Consider the following 13,819-nt stretch of genomic DNA (forward strand, 5'->3'; position numbering starts at 1 on the left):
CCGAGTGGAAAATACCCTAAAAACAATAGGTTATGTCCAAGAAAGGGAGGCCAGAACCTCACACGCGGGTTTTTAGCTGCGCGCGCCCATGGCAGCCGCTTGCCGTCGCCTCACCGCTTCTGCGGATAGATCGGCTCGCCGCGCTTCAGCATCTCGACAAAAGCCTCGATCTTCTTCCTGCGCCCCGCCTCCGTCTTCATGTTGTGCGTTCGAAACGCCAGCGCGAACCGGTTCTGGGCGGAAAGCTTTGCCAGCATCTCCTTCGCCTTCGGCTCGGCGTCGATGGCGGCCTGCAGATCGTCAGGGATCTTCATGTCCTTGCCTGAGGCATAGGCGCGGTCCCAGCGGCCGTCGGCCTTGGCCGCCTCGACCTGTTTCAGCCCGTGTTCGGTCATGCGGCCCTCCTCGACCAGGCGGGCGACATTGTCGATGTTGATCTTGCTCCAGATGCTCTTCTTGCCGCGCGGCGTGTAGCGCTGCAGAAAGCTCTTGTCGTCGAGCGGCTTGCGTATGGCGTCGATCCAGCCGAAGCACAGCGCCACGTCGATGGCCTGCTTCGGCGTGATCGAGGCGAGGCCCGAGCCGACCTTGTGGACCTTGATCCAGACCTCGCTCTCGCCGGCATGATTTTCGCGCAGCCAGGCGTAAAAACTGTCGGGATCGGGGAATTCATGAACCTTGTCGGGATCGACCTTGAACGGCGCCATCATCACCTCGTTGTTGCCGGGCCGGCTGTATCGGCTGTCGATGCCAGTTTCCGTCAGCGGCGTCGATACCCCCTAGCCTATTGCGAGCCGGCTTGCGCCCAAGCCGGCGCTCATGGCAGTTTCCCGGCTGGTCGAGCCGGGCAAGGCAGACTGCAATTCGGGGGAAATGCCATGCGATCGATGTTACTCGGCCTCATCCTTCTGCTGCCGGCCTCGGCGCTCGCCGAACCCATCGAAACCCAGAAGATCATCACCGCGCTGACCGGCGACTTCAATGGGGACGGCGCCGCCGATCTGGCGATGATCGTCGAGACCGAGCCCGAAGACGATACCATGGACATGCATTTCTTCCTGAGGGACAAAAAGTACAATTTTCTGAAACCCGCCGGCGTCGTGCATGAGCAGGTCTACGGCGAATGGAACGACTACGACCAGCCGCATTATGAGGGCTCCGGCATCGAACCGGAGTTGACCTTGCTGCCCAACGGCTCGATCAAGATCTATCTGCCGGGGCTGATCGGCCCCGGCGAGCGGACCGACATGACGCTGACCATCGCCTGGCGCAACGAGGCCTTCGTCGTCGCCGGCGTTGCCTATGACCATTACAAATACCAGTCCGTTGTCGTCTACAGCAGCTGCGACTACGACGTGCTGACCGGCAAGGGCAAAAGTATGCAGACGCAGGATGATGACAGCAAGGTGAACAGTATCGTGTCTGTCGAAGGCCAGGTCGTGCCCTTCGCGGAGTGGGACACGGGGACGCCTTTTAGGGTATGCGGGGATTGAGGGGGCAGCCAATCTCCCCCCTCGTGGGGGAGATGGCCGGCAGGGGGGCCGCTGTCCCGCCAACGCACCGGCCAGTGTCAGCCACGTTTATCCCGCGATTCTTGTCAGAAAATATAGATTGAGAGGTCGCGATCCTTCGCGCCCCCCTCTGCCCTGCCGGGCATCTCCCCCACTTGGGGGGAGATTGGCTTCACTGCAGATGCGGTTTCTTCAAAAAGCTGTTTCGGTCGGCGGATTTCACTCGCAGCCAAGTCTCACGACCGTCACGCACGACCCTGAGAGGAATCTCCGAACCCGCCGGATTCTGCCATAGCTTGCGGTAGAAATCGGCGAGACCGTCGACCTCGCCATCGCGCACGTCGGAGATGATGTCGCCCTGGCGCAGGCCGGCCTTGGCGGCGGGGCCGCCTTCGGCGACGCTCATCACCACGACCGCACCGTTCGACTCGGCCGAGAAGGCGCCGAGCCATGGGCGCGGCGGCTTCGCCACCTGGCCGCGCGTCAGGAGATCGTCGAGGATCGGGGTCAGAAGGTTGATCGGCACGACCATGTTGATGTCGGCGACCTCGCCGTTGCGGCTCATCTGCAAAAGCAGCGAACCGATGCCGAGCAGGCTGCCATCCTGGCCGATGAGCGCCGCGCCGCCCCAGGACGGATGCGCCGGGGCAATGAAGATCGCCTCGTCGAGCAGATATTCCCAATAGCCGGCGAATTCCTGCTTGGTGACGATGTGTGCCTTGACCGAGCGGCCGGTGCCGTCGGCAAACACCACGGGGTCGCCGATCTTCGCCTTCGAGGCGTCACCCAGCGCCACCGCCGGCAGGCCGAGCGGCGCCAGCGCCTGCACTAGGCCGAAGCCTGTCTCCTGGTCATAGGCCAGCGCATGCGCCGGCACGACGCGGCCGTCCTGGTCGGTCAGCCAGACCTCCTCGGCCTCGGTGATGAGATAGCCGATGGTGAGCACCAGCCCGTCGCCGCGGATGACGACGCCGCTGCCTTCCCGGCGCGTGCCCAGGGCATTGGCCGTGAAGGCATCGTCGGGAACCATGGCGCGCACGCCAACGACGGAGCGCAAGAGCGGGGAAACGGGATCGATCGGCATGCGGTCATCCTGGCAGATATGCGTGGGCAGTATCCTCTATAGGTATGCCGCGCTGCACAGGGCGCAAGGGCTTAGGCAACAAGGCAATCATTTCAGAGGCTGGCGCTGCCCCTCATCCGCCTGCCGGCACCTTCTCCCCGTATAGTGACGGGGAGAAGGGAGATGGCCGCAACATCGGCGCTCTTGGCAACGCTGGCAATTGGGGAAATCAGTAGGCGACAGCGTCCTTCTCCCCGTCACTATACGGGGAGAAGTGCCCGGCAGGGCGATGAGGGGCGGCGCCGACATCGATAATAGTTCAACACAAGTTGAACCTTTCTGAATTGCACCTATGTGTTCCCGTATCTAGGTTCCGCCGACTTTTCCGCCATCAGTCTCGCGCCCTCGCGCAAGTCGTTTTCGCCCCGCCAAACCCAAGGAATTTCCCGCATGACCGAATACACCCCGCCGAAAGTCTGGAGCTGGAAGAAAGCCAATGGCGGCACGTTCGCCAGCATCAACCGGCCTATTGCCGGTCCGACGCATGACAAGGTGCTGCCGGTCGGCAAGCATCCGCTGCAGCTCTATTCGCTGGCGACGCCGAATGGGGTCAAAGTGACTGTCATGCTGGAGGAGCTTCTGGCGCTCGGCCACAAGGGCGCCGAATACGACGCCTGGCTGATCCGCATCAACGATGGCGACCAGTTCGGCTCGGGGTTTGTCGAGGTCAACCCCAACTCCAAGATCCCGGCGCTGCTCGACCGCAGCGGCAAGACGCCTGTCCGCGTCTTCGAGTCCGGTTCGATCCTGCTTTATCTCGCGGAAAAGTTCGGCGAGTTCCTGCCGACCGAACAGCCGGCGCGCGCGGAAACCTTGTCGTGGCTGTTCTGGCAGATGGGTTCGGCGCCCTATCTCGGCGGCGGCTTCGGCCATTTCTACGCCTATGCGCCGGAAAAGTTCGAATACGCCATCGACCGCTTCGCCATGGAGACCAAGCGCCAGCTCGACGTGCTCGACCGGCGGCTGGCAGAGACCGAATATCTCGGCGGCGCCTTCTATTCGATCGCCGACATGGCGGTATGGCCCTGGTATGGCGGCCTGGCGCTCGGCCGCATGTACAATGATTCCGCCGAGTTCCTGTCGGTGCAGGACTACGAGCACGTACAACGCTGGGCCAAGGCGATCGACGCCCGCCCGACCGTGCAACGCGGCCGCATGGTCAACCGCGCCTTCGGCGACCCCGCCATGCAACTGCACGAGCGCCACGACGCCAGCGATTTCGAGACGAAGACGCAGGATAAATTGGTGGTGGCGGAGTGACTTTTTTACCCTCCCCCTTGTGGGGAGGGTCGATCCGCAAAGCGGATCGGGGTGGGGGTNGACCTCCCCACAAGGGGGAGGTAGGGCGCCTAGCCCTTCATCAATTTCGCCAGCCTCGGCACGCCTTCACCCACCGCGCGTTCATCAGCCAGCGTAAAGCTCATCCGCATCGTGTTGCGGCCCGAACCGTCGGCGTAGAATGCGTTGCCCGGCACGAAGGCGACGCGGGCTTCCTTGACCGAGCGGGCGAGCAGTGCCGTGGCGTCCGCACCTTCGGGCAGCGTCAGCCAAACGAACATGCCGCCTTCCGGTCGGCTCCAGCTGACGCCATCCGGCATTTCCGCTTCGAGTGCCGCAAGCAAGCCGTCGCGGCGCTGGCGATAGGCGCCGATCAGCTTTTCCACCTGGCCGTCATACACGGCCTCGGAGACCCGGTGCATCACCAGCTGGTTGATCGACGGGCTGTGCAGGTCCGACGCCTGCTTCATCAGCACCAGTCGCTCGACGACGCGGCGCGGCGCGCAGACCCAGCCGACGCGCATGCCCGGTGACAGAATCTTTGAGAACGAGCCGCAATAGAGCGTGCGGGCGTTTTCGATGCCGCCGGAGCGTTCGCAGTCGAGCGCCAGGATCGGCGGCTGGCCCTCGCCGTCATAGCGCAGCGCGCGATAGGCGGCGTCCTCGATGACGGCAATGTCGAGCTCGCCGGCGAGGTCGAGCACCGCCTCGCGCTGCTGGCGGTTCAGCGTCTCGCCGGTCGGGTTGGCGAAATCGGGCACCAGATAGGCGAATTTCACCTTGCCGCCCTCTTTTGCAAAAGTAGAGGGGGCAGCAGCCGCCGCCTGGTAGGCGGCCGGCGTCATGTTGCCGCCATCCGGCGTCAGGCGGTCGTAGCGCGGCTCATAGGCGTTGAAGGCCTGGAGCGCGCCGAGATAGGTCGGCCACGTCACGAGCGCTGTGTCGCCGGGCGACAGGAACAGCTTGCCCAGATAATCCAGCGCCTGCTGCGAGCCGGAGGTGATGAAGATGTTGTGCTCGTCGCAGGCAATGCCAAGCTTGCCCATCTGGCCGGCCAGCCATTTTCTGAGCGGCAGATAGCCTTCGGAGACCTGATACTGAAGTGCTGCGCTCGCCTCCGCGCCGCCCAGCACCGAGGCGTAAGCATCGGCGATCGCCTGCGCCGGAAACAAAGCCGGATCGGGGATGCCGCCGGCGAAGGAGATGATGTCGGGCTGGTCGAGCAGTTTGAGCAGCTCGCGGATTTCCGACGCCTTCATGCGCGAGGCGCGCGACGCCAACAGGTCCATCAAACTCACGAGCCCACCTCCCGGGATACGGCATCTGGTCCAGCATGACCGTTCCGGCCATGCGAATTAGGTCAATCTGGCTGACCTATTATCAGGCTCCCCCACCCGCTGGAATAGCCAGACCCTCATTCCGCGTGGCCCAGACGAAAAAGCAAACACATTTCTGCCCTGCACAGGGAAAATTGTTGCGCGCCGAGGGGCGCGGATGCAACCTCATTCCGAGCGGACCGGCATAAAAAGAAAAGCGGTCTCAACAAGGGGGGTTAAAATGACGCTTGAGCTCATCGGTGCCGGATTCGGCCGCACCGGCACATGGTCGACCTTTGCCGCGCTGAACAGGCTGGGCCTTCCCAGCTATCACATGCAGGAAGTCATCCTCAACAAGGCCAACAAGGGCCATCTCGACTTCTGGCGCAAGGTGGCCAACAGCCCGCCCGGCACCCAGCACGACTGGACCAAAGTCTTTGCCAACTACAAGGCGACGGTCGACAATCCGGGATGCTGCGTGTGGCGCGAATTGATGGCCGCCTATCCCGACGCCAAGGTGCTTTTGACGCTGCATCCGCGCGGCGCCGAGGCCTGGTACGACAGCACCATCGACACCATCCACTTCACCGAGACATTGTGGCAGTTCAAGGTGCTGGAATGGCTGACGCCGTTCGGCCGCAAATTCGGCGACATGTCGCACAGGCTGATCTGGGGCCGCACGCTTGCCGGCGTGATGGACGACCGCGCCAAGGCGGTGGCGCGCTACAACGCCTACACCGAGGAGGTGATAGCGGCCGTGCCGCCGGAGAAGCTTCTGGTGTTCAAGGTCAGCGATGGCTGGGCGCCGCTCTGCGGCTTCCTCGGCGTGGCGCTGCCCAACGAGCCCTTCCCCAACCTCAACGACCGCGAAAGCGTGAAGAAGATCATCCGAGACATCATCAAGGGCAGCTACATCATGCTGGGGCTGTCGGTGGCGGCGGTGCTTGCGGCGATCGCGGCGCTGTGGTGGTGGCTGGGGTAGCCGCCGGACCGTCAGAATATTGCTACTTGCGCGTGATCCAGCCGAGCAGATCCGGCTCGACGTCTTCGTGGTCGGTCAGGTCGCGAACCAGGGAAGCGGCGAGCGCGCGCCACCGCTTTTCCGGGACATTGTCTTCCATCACCGATTTGATGAAGGCGGCGCGCAGGATGGCGCAATCGAAGGCGGTTACATCGAAAAGCAGTTCTGCCATTTCGGTTTTCCCCGTTCACATCGGGTGCGCGAGCCTGTCGAAGCCTCAGGCGCCAGCGCCCCATATACATGGTCGACGACAGCAGATTCATACTCTTGCCGAACCAAGGTTCAACACAATTCGATTGTACGGTTTTTACCAAGCGATTGCGGTTCGTTGCCCGCTTTTGCGCCGATGCTAGATTTGCCGGGCGGCCTCTCCCCAGATGGCCGCAAATGGCCGGCGCGGCTCTGGCAACATGCTTTCACCGGCATTCGCGTCGGCCATTTCCAGCCCGTGCCAGGCTCAGCCCAGCAGGCGTTCGTATTCGGCCTCGGCCTGGCCGTAGAAACCGTCGGCGACGGCGATCAGGCCATCCCGGTCGCGAATGACGATCTCGCCGCGCCGCGACCGGATCAGGCCGCGCCCTTCCAGGATCTGCAGGCCGATGGTGACGCCGGGACGCCTGACGCCGAGCATGACGGACAGGAACTCATGCGTGATCTGGATCTGGTGGCCGACCACCCTGTCGTCACACATCAGGAGCCATCGGGCCAGCCGATCCTCGAGCTTGGCGCGGGCATTGCTCAGCGCCGTGGATTTGGTCTGGCCGTGCAGGTAGTGGGCATAGCGCAGCAGGAAGGCGCGAAGCGTCGGGCTTTTCTGCAACGCTGCCTTGAACGGCTCGGAATCGATGCACACCGCCTCGCCCGGCATCTGCATGTAGCAATCATGGGGCGCCCAGTCGGCGCCCATCACCAAAGCGGAGCCCGACATGCCTTCGTGGCCGATGATGCCGACCTCGGTGTCGAGCCCCGGCCGGTTCCTCGCCACCACCGAGGCCAGGCCGCTTTCCAGGAAGCAGACCGAGGCGACCGGCTCGCCCGCCATTTCGAGCGGGGCTTTGAGATCGAGCACACGATGGTGCAAATGCGGCGCAAGCAGTGCGAAGTCGGCCGGGTTCATGCGGCGCAAGAGGCCGCTTTTCTCCTTGCTGACCGACTGGTCCATCGCTCTCTCCCGTCAAGGGCAAGAGCACATGTCATCTCCCAGCCGTCGGCGCCCTGCCCAAATGCAAACGGTCATTGGACGATAGCTGACTCGGATTCAGCCATTGTACTTCGTACAAAACCGACAAATCAGGGGCGACGCCCCATGGATCAATCCAGCAGCTTTTCCTGGATCAGCGCTTCGGGCGGTCAGCCGCAACCATGCGCGCTTCGCGCACGATGGACGAGCGATCGTTGCCGATCAGCGATGCGATCTCTTGTATCTGCTGCTCGGAGGCCCCGGTTTCCCGCGCCAAGGCCGCGAGCGCCTCGGCGCTCAGACCGGACTGTCTCGGTTGCTCCGCCATGGCTCCAATGCCTCCTGTCGGGGCAGGAGTGCGATGGTCGCTCCCAAGCGTCAGCGCCCATTGATGTGGCCGACGATGCTATACTGTACGCTTCCGAACAATCGATGGCGAGCGATATATTAGCGACGCTGGATGCGGCGCTAGAACGGCAGCCTTATCTCATCGATCGACCTCGACTCCGTCCAGCCAATGTCCTTCTGGATCTCCGTCGGCAGCGCGTTCAGTGCGCGCACGGTCTTCCTGTGCTTGCTGGCGCGCGCCAGGGCAGCACGAATTCTGCTGAGACTTTCAAACATCGGTTACCTCCATGCAGCAGCAGAGCGCTGCCTCAGGCCCGCTCTTGCGCCGCCTCTGTAACCGATCGATTGCGCGGCAACGGTGAAGCGCTTCACAAACCGATGCCGCCCAGAAACATTTGTAAACAAATTAGTTGCGTTCCCGCGGTGGCGTGATCCGACCTATGGCAGGGCGATCGCATATGGCGCTCCCTCGGGTTCGGCGACCCACCTTCCCTTCGTCGGCGCAAGGCGATCACATATGAGTTCTTACGAAGAGGACCCCCACCCTAACCCTCCCCACAAGGGGGAGGGAACGCTGCCGCAAGCCACCCTTTCTGGCGTGGAACCCAGGCGATTTGCGGCGATCGGCGCCTACCAAGTCTCCCTTCCCCTTGTGGGGAGGGATCAAGGGTGGGGGTATTCGCTGGCGCCGCCTTATGCGATTGCCCTGCCCTCCTCCGCGCCATCGCCGGCATCGTCGTCCGCCCCCTCGGCTATGGACGAATCCCATCATGCGCAATAAGGATGGGGTCTGCCGTGGCGCTTTCGCGCCGAGGCAGGCGACGTTCGATCAATGACGCTGCGCCGGGCGCCTTTGACGCCGCCCAGCAAAAGTGTCGATACCGGGGGATCTGGTCATGACCGACAACAAGCCGACCGTAGACGTTACCAAGGACTGGCAGGCAACGCAGGGCCAGAAGTCCGGGGCCACGCGGCTGCGCCTGTTCGCCGTGCTGTCGTGGGTCATCGCCATTGGCGGCGAGATCGCCGGGATCGTACTGCTCTACAAGCACAAGTTCGACCAGGGCAACCTGCCGCTGCTGATCGGCATTCTGGTCGGCATCGCGATCTTCGCCATCGCCGGCAGCCTGCTCTGGAAGGCGGCCAACCGGAAGGACCCGGCCCGCGAATCCGACACATTCCGGTTCTTCGTCCAGAACCAGCTCGGCGCGATCATCACCCTGATTGCCTTCCTGCCGCTGGTTGTCTTGATCCTCAACGACAAGAACATGGACCCGAAGAGCAAGAAGGTGGCCGGCGGCATCGGCGCCGTGCTGGCCGTGCTGGCGACGCTGATCGGGGTCAGCTACCAGCCGCCATCGGTCGAGCAGTACACGCAGGACATGAACACCTGCGCGGAACAGATCAAGGCGGGGCAGCCGACCACGGCCTGTTCGCCCGAGGTCGCCGCCCAGGCGCAGGCGATCGCCACCGACTCCACCACGGTGGCCGCGGCGACGAAGGACGCGGCGCACCCCAATGGCCAGGATATCGTCTACTGGATCGCGCCGGAAAACGGCGCCACCAAGTCCGACACCGAGCATGTCTTCCACCTCTGCGCAGCGGTCAGCCCGCTGAAGGACAAGACCGTCAACAGCGGCTCGGTAACGGAAGCCTACGCCCAGAACGCCATCCGCATCACGAAGCAGATCGAGATGGAACAGAAGCAGTGCGGGTTTACGGCTGCGCCGTGAATCGGCCGGGGTTTGGCGCGCGCAGTGGATCACTGCCAAACCGGTCCAGTTCGTGTTGTCCGCATTAGCATGCGCGCCAGGACTTCGATCCTACATTTCGGAGCCAGCCGGCGGGCGGCTTGCCAAATCCTGACAGGACGAGACGAAAGTTGAATGTCGCATTTTGGCCGAGAGCGACCGGACCGCTTTCGGTGTGCGGGAGCGATAGCGGACATTCACCATGCGATCGCAATGTGTCCGGCCCTCGGTGATCTTTTCTCGTTTCTGATGGCAATACGGCACCCGTATCCACGCTGGATCAGTTGCCTGGGTGTCCCTCACATCGGAAGATCCGGGTTGTTCTCCGCAAAGTATTCATGACTATCGGCATTTTCTGTGGCTTGCGGGGGGTTTTCAACCGCGAGTAGCTTGGCGGTATTTTGACCACCAGAGGAATAGTCGTCTGTGAAGACGACGACCTCAAAGTGACTAATTTCGTGTACAATCGTTCCAGATCTTGAATCCGTTCCTTTCAGAGCGGCTGACCAGAACTTTTGACAAACAAAGATATTATAAGGTTGACCACGGAACACATACGCATAAACTCCCGGTCCGCAGACGCTGCCGTGACATCCAAACGATATTGCTTTGTTTGCAAGAGCATCCGCAATCTTCGAGAAATTTCCAGTGGCCTTCGCGTACAGTCCTACGGTATGCGCCCCAAACCATGTCAGATATCGTTGGGAATTCGGTTGCTGGGCAGAAGGCGTGCCCTGCAAAACCTGCAGGGCAGCCGAGGCTATGTTGTTTGCTTCCGCCAGCGCAGCGCCAATATCGTCCTGTTGAGAGCTGTCACACTGGTCGAATTTGGGTGCCGAGAGCGGTACCCGTTCCGGAGGAATTCGACCGGATAGAAGCCTGAACGTGACGGCGTTGCTCAGAACCTGGGCGCGTCTCAGGGCACCTTGAGGGCCAACCAGCAGACCCACTCTCTCTGTATCATAGGTAACCGCATAGATCCCTGCTTCATAGATGGCGTAGTACAATGACAGATCGACGGGCACCGAAATCGATTGTCCGGGTTCGATATTGATAAAGTCAGCCTCGGTCGGTTCTGCTCGCTTCACCAAAGGGCCAATATACTGAATTGGCTGCGACCCTCTCGCTACTGAAAAAATTTCGCCCGAGACGCCGTCGATCGGCGTGGCCCACCTGAGCAGTCTGATCGGGCTGCGTGACCGGTTCGTGAGAGTAAAGTCAATAATTAGTGGGGTATCGTTTCCAAAAGAAGTCAGGCGCGATTGCAGAACTATCTCAATTTCCTGATTCTGCTGCGCAAACGCCAAAGGAACTATACTAAAAAAGGCTGAAATTAGAAACACCATATTTCGAACAATGTTTGGCATTTTTTGCTCCTGTGTAACCACGATTAGAATCTATTGTTTCGCCTACGTGAGCTTTTATTTTGCTAACGCATACCAGGATCACCCACAGCTGATCTGGCAATCAGGAATAAAATTGCTGCAGACAGGGGAGTACAACTTACCACAAATTCACAAATTCAGGAATACGACATCCCCGGCCTCCAATGACATCGATTTTCACTGGCGCCTTTTTTGGCGTGGTATAAGATGAACCGCTACTTTCCCATCAAGCTCCATCCGAGGGGGCCATTATGAGCGAGCGTTGGAAAGGCTTAATAACAGTCTGCGCGATTTTGAGGTATTTTGCCTTGGCGTATGGGTTCTGTTTTGCTTTCAGCGGCACTGCTTTGGCTGATTCATGTGGAACAGAGGCTACTCATGGCTGGAACGTCCATAATAATCCTCCGGCCGAAGACCGTCAGGCAATCCAAGATCTTTTGTCCCGCTACGCCTGGACGATCGACGAAAAAAATGCAGCCGCGTTCGCCACCCTCTTTGCGGAACCTAAATCGTCTTACTATGAGATTTGCGATGCAGGCAGCAGTGTCCTCGAGCTGACACTCGACCTTGGCCCAGAGTCGGCACATGATCTTCTCGTGCAAATGAAAATAATAGTTAAGAAACTGGAAACCGATAAACTCCAGACCCGGCATCTCGTGACCAACACCTTGTTCGACGTGGTTAACGACAAGACGGTGAACACCAAATCGATAGTCCTTGTGACAATGCAGGACTCCCACTCTTCGGCACCGAGTCTTGACTATTCGGCGGATGCCCGCGCGTCTGTTGTAAAGGGCGATGACGGCATGTGGCGATTTCAATCGCTTACTGTCCACGCTGACTATGACGCTGGCTCTGTCGCAGCGAAGAAGCGATGACGCCCAGAGATCGGCCATGGGTTCACTGGCACGCTCCAGTGGGCTGAGATGCGTGCTGTTGCGCTGATCGCTGCTGTCCTCGGCGTTGCGTTTCTCCTGTTGTCCGGGACGATCGGACATGAAGCTTTCGTGTCGACGCCGCGAGCCGGCGAGAAGCAAGGCTCCAATCAGGCCGACATGATTTGCAGCAAGGCGGGCAACTGCGCGGCGTCACCATTGCCACGCAGTTCCGCTTTCGAGCCGCTGCGCCCTCGCAGCGTCGCTTTCGCTCCCGCTGAACTCGATGGGAAGGCGTTCGCCGAAGCCGTTACGCGATGGAACCCTGACATCTTTTGGGCGCCAGCCTCAAAGAGCACCGACGTCATAACGAGGTCTGGCGATGAAGCGCGGGCGGTGTTCGGTCCTATTCCAGAGGGCGATTGCGGCAGCCCACAGATGAAGGTCATCCCACTGGAAGTTGATGGCAATGTCGTCGACCTCAAGCCCAATCCGACAAAACCGGGCTCTCCGCTGGAGTTCGAGCACAGCAATGAGAACGGAGAGGTGGTGAAATGGACGGCGACATTGCCCAGATGCGACAAGCCTTCGCTAACTGGCAGCTCAACCTACTGTGGGCTGAACTCACGTGCAGTAAGGGTCGTGCGCGGCAACGTGGAATGGCTGTTCCTCTGCAGAAAGTCCAATATCAGCCACGAGGTCAGCACCGATTCCTACTGGACACGGTCGGATCCGAGATTTTCCGTCTTCGGCACCATCGGGTTCAATCGGAAATCCGGAGAAATCATCTTCTTCGACGGCCGCAAGGACCGGAGCGAGTTCGATTGGTCAAAGCCCTTCGTTCCGCCAGGCGGGCGCAACTATTCCGATGACATCGGAAGGGTTGCGGCGGAGAAAATCTATGACCCGACGTTCCAGATCTCGTGCCATGCATGCCATGACAACAAAAGCCCCTATGTGATAGATCCGCACATTGAACAGAGCAGGGTCGGTTTCCGTTCAGCCCGCGATTCCAAATCGACCGCCTTCAGCCTGGGAGATTTTCTACCGCGCCGACCGCGGTTGCCGGGCGCGCCGTTCCGCGTGGTCGGCTCCGGTTACACCGGCACCTATCCCAATGAACTTAGCCAAGCCAGGACGGTCGAAGATCCGACCGGAAACTGCACAAGCTGCCACACGCTTACCACACAAATCACCGGCCGCCGTTTTGCCGCGGACGCAGTCGGGTACGAACCGGCGGTCACATCGCCAACCTGGGTCCAATTGCTCGAGCTGCACGAGGAACAGACCGTCTACGCCGGAATAGAAGCACATCGCACGGACTGGGCGATCGGCAGCAGCGGCATCCATCCCTGGATGGTGCCGGGGTCCGGCAATGACCTGTCCTCAGGAACGCCTCGATTGAGCTTGGAAGACTGGCGCAAGCTGAGCGACTGTCTGTGGGGAGCCGGCGGTCCTGAGTGTGGCTACCGCCCACTCTACACGCGCTGCCCGGCGCCAGAAGCGCAGGATGAAGGCTCTTCGCTTGCCGATGCCGAGATTCGGGTTTTGCCTCCACCGCCCGGAGAGGACGTCAGGACGCGTGTCCTTCGCTTAAGCTGGACCTTTCGCAACAGCTACGGTGGTGTTCCCGAGCGCGACGATATCAGGATCAATGTGGCAGTCAGCGAGGGCACGATTCCGGCAAACGGGGATCCGCCGCAAAGTGGCGAATATCCAAGCATCGAGCAGGCAAAGGGCATCAGCTTCGAGGCTATCTCCGGTCCAGTCGGTTCAGCCGGCTCCAGCTTGTTGATCGAGAACGTTTCGTTTGCTGGTCACAAGAAATGGAGCGATCCGGCGCCGTCGATGTCGCCGCGCACCTTCCAGATCGATCTGCCCGGTGAATGCAACCGACGCACCTTAGTTCGTTTGGTGCCCAAACGGTTCTGCTTCGACCAGAGCCAAGCGGCATTTAGCGAGGCAGACCATTTGATCTACGCCGATGTTCAGTGTGGCGAGCTTCAATGAACCACCTGACGCGATCGAAAG

14 protein-coding genes are annotated in these 13,819 nt (G+C 60.9%); 6 read left to right on the plus strand and 8 right to left on the minus strand.

Annotated elements, in window-relative coordinates:
• Positions 1–110: 110 nt before the first annotated feature.
• Positions 111–707, minus strand: a complete 597-nt coding sequence (locus X750_RS147940) for a YdeI/OmpD-associated family protein (protein WP_023743926.1) — start codon at positions 705–707, stop codon at positions 111–113.
• Between the two features lie 171 nt (positions 708–878).
• Here X750_RS147940 and X750_RS147935 point away from each other — a divergent pair, with 171 nt between their 5' ends.
• Complete coding sequence (locus X750_RS147935; RefSeq protein WP_023715162.1) at positions 879–1,493, plus strand: hypothetical protein; 615 nt, start codon at positions 879–881, stop codon at positions 1,491–1,493.
• 190 nt (positions 1,494–1,683) lie between these two features.
• On the opposite strand, the gene X750_RS147930 is transcribed toward X750_RS147935, so the two are convergent.
• The gene (locus X750_RS147930) at positions 1,684–2,595 is read right to left on the minus strand and encodes a S1C family serine protease (protein WP_023671416.1); all 912 of its coding nucleotides are present in this window, start codon (positions 2,593–2,595) and stop codon (positions 1,684–1,686) included.
• A 429-nt stretch (positions 2,596–3,024) separates the two neighbouring features.
• Between X750_RS147930 and yghU the strand changes: the two genes are divergently transcribed.
• Complete coding sequence (gene yghU / locus X750_RS147925) at positions 3,025–3,894, plus strand: glutathione-dependent disulfide-bond oxidoreductase (protein WP_023730411.1); 870 nt, start codon at positions 3,025–3,027, stop codon at positions 3,892–3,894.
• A gap of 89 nt (positions 3,895–3,983) precedes the next feature.
• On the opposite strand, the gene X750_RS147920 is transcribed toward yghU, so the two are convergent.
• Positions 3,984–5,201, minus strand: a complete 1,218-nt coding sequence (locus X750_RS147920; protein WP_031242992.1) for a PLP-dependent aminotransferase family protein — start codon at positions 5,199–5,201, stop codon at positions 3,984–3,986.
• 268 nt (positions 5,202–5,469) lie between these two features.
• On the opposite strand from X750_RS147920, the gene X750_RS147915 reads away from it, so the two are divergent.
• Positions 5,470–6,210 carry a sulfotransferase family protein gene (locus tag X750_RS147915; RefSeq protein WP_023734005.1) on the plus strand — a complete coding sequence of 247 codons (741 nt, stop codon included), beginning with the start codon at positions 5,470–5,472 and terminating at the stop codon, positions 6,208–6,210.
• A gap of 22 nt (positions 6,211–6,232) precedes the next feature.
• On the opposite strand, the gene X750_RS13755 is transcribed toward X750_RS147915, so the two are convergent.
• The 4 genes from X750_RS13755 to X750_RS1000000166460 form a co-directional block, all read right to left on the minus strand.
• Positions 6,233–6,421, minus strand: a complete 189-nt coding sequence (locus X750_RS13755) for a hypothetical protein (protein WP_023747801.1) — start codon at positions 6,419–6,421, stop codon at positions 6,233–6,235.
• 285 nt (positions 6,422–6,706) lie between these two features.
• Entirely contained in the window at positions 6,707–7,411 is a 705-nt protein-coding gene (locus X750_RS147910) for a Crp/Fnr family transcriptional regulator (protein WP_023685922.1), read from the minus strand.
• Positions 7,412–7,583: 172 nt separating this feature from the next.
• Positions 7,584–7,757 (minus strand): hypothetical protein, encoded by a 174-nt coding sequence (locus X750_RS1000000166455; protein WP_023689840.1) that lies wholly within the window; start codon positions 7,755–7,757, stop codon positions 7,584–7,586.
• Positions 7,758–7,897: 140 nt separating this feature from the next.
• On the minus strand, positions 7,898–8,053 hold the full coding sequence (locus X750_RS1000000166460) for a hypothetical protein (RefSeq protein ID WP_023671409.1): 156 nt from the start codon (positions 8,051–8,053) through the stop codon (positions 7,898–7,900).
• Between the two features lie 620 nt (positions 8,054–8,673).
• Between X750_RS1000000166460 and X750_RS147905 the strand changes: the two genes are divergently transcribed.
• A complete protein-coding gene (locus tag X750_RS147905) occupies positions 8,674–9,510 on the plus strand; it encodes a hypothetical protein (protein ID WP_023747802.1) in 837 nt (278 codons plus the stop codon).
• 317 nt (positions 9,511–9,827) lie between these two features.
• On the opposite strand, the gene X750_RS147900 is transcribed toward X750_RS147905, so the two are convergent.
• Positions 9,828–10,895 carry a M35 family metallo-endopeptidase gene (locus X750_RS147900; RefSeq protein ID WP_084567155.1) on the minus strand — a complete coding sequence of 356 codons (1,068 nt, stop codon included), beginning with the start codon at positions 10,893–10,895 and terminating at the stop codon, positions 9,828–9,830.
• Positions 10,896–11,164: 269 nt separating this feature from the next.
• On the opposite strand from X750_RS147900, the gene X750_RS0133035 reads away from it, so the two are divergent.
• Together X750_RS0133035 and X750_RS147895 are read left to right on the plus strand one after the other, a co-directional pair.
• The gene (locus X750_RS0133035; protein ID WP_023747804.1) at positions 11,165–11,791 is read left to right on the plus strand and encodes a nuclear transport factor 2 family protein; all 627 of its coding nucleotides are present in this window, start codon (positions 11,165–11,167) and stop codon (positions 11,789–11,791) included.
• Positions 11,792–11,839: 48 nt separating this feature from the next.
• The gene (locus X750_RS147895; protein ID WP_023747805.1) at positions 11,840–13,798 is read left to right on the plus strand and encodes a hypothetical protein; all 1,959 of its coding nucleotides are present in this window, start codon (positions 11,840–11,842) and stop codon (positions 13,796–13,798) included.
• Positions 13,799–13,819 lie beyond the last annotated feature (21 nt).

Origin of the sequence: Mesorhizobium sp. LNJC391B00 (genome assembly GCF_000502535.1) — a bacterium.
Lineage (GTDB): Bacteria > Pseudomonadota > Alphaproteobacteria > Rhizobiales > Rhizobiaceae > Mesorhizobium.

Bases quoted from the DNA above. Each gene is read 5' to 3' on its own strand.
- X750_RS147920 (WP_031242992.1), bottom strand. From the start codon at position 5,201: ATGGACCTGTTGGCGTCGCGCGCCTCGCGCATGAAGGCGTCGGAAATC.
- X750_RS147900 (WP_084567155.1), bottom strand. From the start codon at position 10,895: ATGCCAAACATTGTTCGAAATATGGTGTTTCTAATTTCAGCCTTTTTT.
- X750_RS147915 (WP_023734005.1), top strand. From the start codon at position 5,470: ATGACGCTTGAGCTCATCGGTGCCGGATTCGGCCGCACCGGCACATGG.
- X750_RS147895 (WP_023747805.1), top strand. From the start codon at position 11,840: ATGCGTGCTGTTGCGCTGATCGCTGCTGTCCTCGGCGTTGCGTTTCTC.
- X750_RS1000000166460 (WP_023671409.1), bottom strand. From the start codon at position 8,053: ATGTTTGAAAGTCTCAGCAGAATTCGTGCTGCCCTGGCGCGCGCCAGC.
- X750_RS147905 (WP_023747802.1), top strand. From the start codon at position 8,674: ATGACCGACAACAAGCCGACCGTAGACGTTACCAAGGACTGGCAGGCA.
- X750_RS147935 (WP_023715162.1), top strand. From the start codon at position 879: ATGCGATCGATGTTACTCGGCCTCATCCTTCTGCTGCCGGCCTCGGCG.
- X750_RS147910 (WP_023685922.1), bottom strand. From the start codon at position 7,411: ATGGACCAGTCGGTCAGCAAGGAGAAAAGCGGCCTCTTGCGCCGCATG.
- X750_RS1000000166455 (WP_023689840.1), bottom strand. From the start codon at position 7,757: ATGGCGGAGCAACCGAGACAGTCCGGTCTGAGCGCCGAGGCGCTCGCG.
- X750_RS147930 (WP_023671416.1), bottom strand. From the start codon at position 2,595: ATGCCGATCGATCCCGTTTCCCCGCTCTTGCGCTCCGTCGTTGGCGTG.
- yghU (WP_023730411.1), top strand. From the start codon at position 3,025: ATGACCGAATACACCCCGCCGAAAGTCTGGAGCTGGAAGAAAGCCAAT.
- X750_RS147940 (WP_023743926.1), bottom strand. From the start codon at position 707: ATGGCGCCGTTCAAGGTCGATCCCGACAAGGTTCATGAATTCCCCGAT.
- X750_RS0133035 (WP_023747804.1), top strand. From the start codon at position 11,165: ATGAGCGAGCGTTGGAAAGGCTTAATAACAGTCTGCGCGATTTTGAGG.
- X750_RS13755 (WP_023747801.1), bottom strand. From the start codon at position 6,421: ATGGCAGAACTGCTTTTCGATGTAACCGCCTTCGATTGCGCCATCCTG.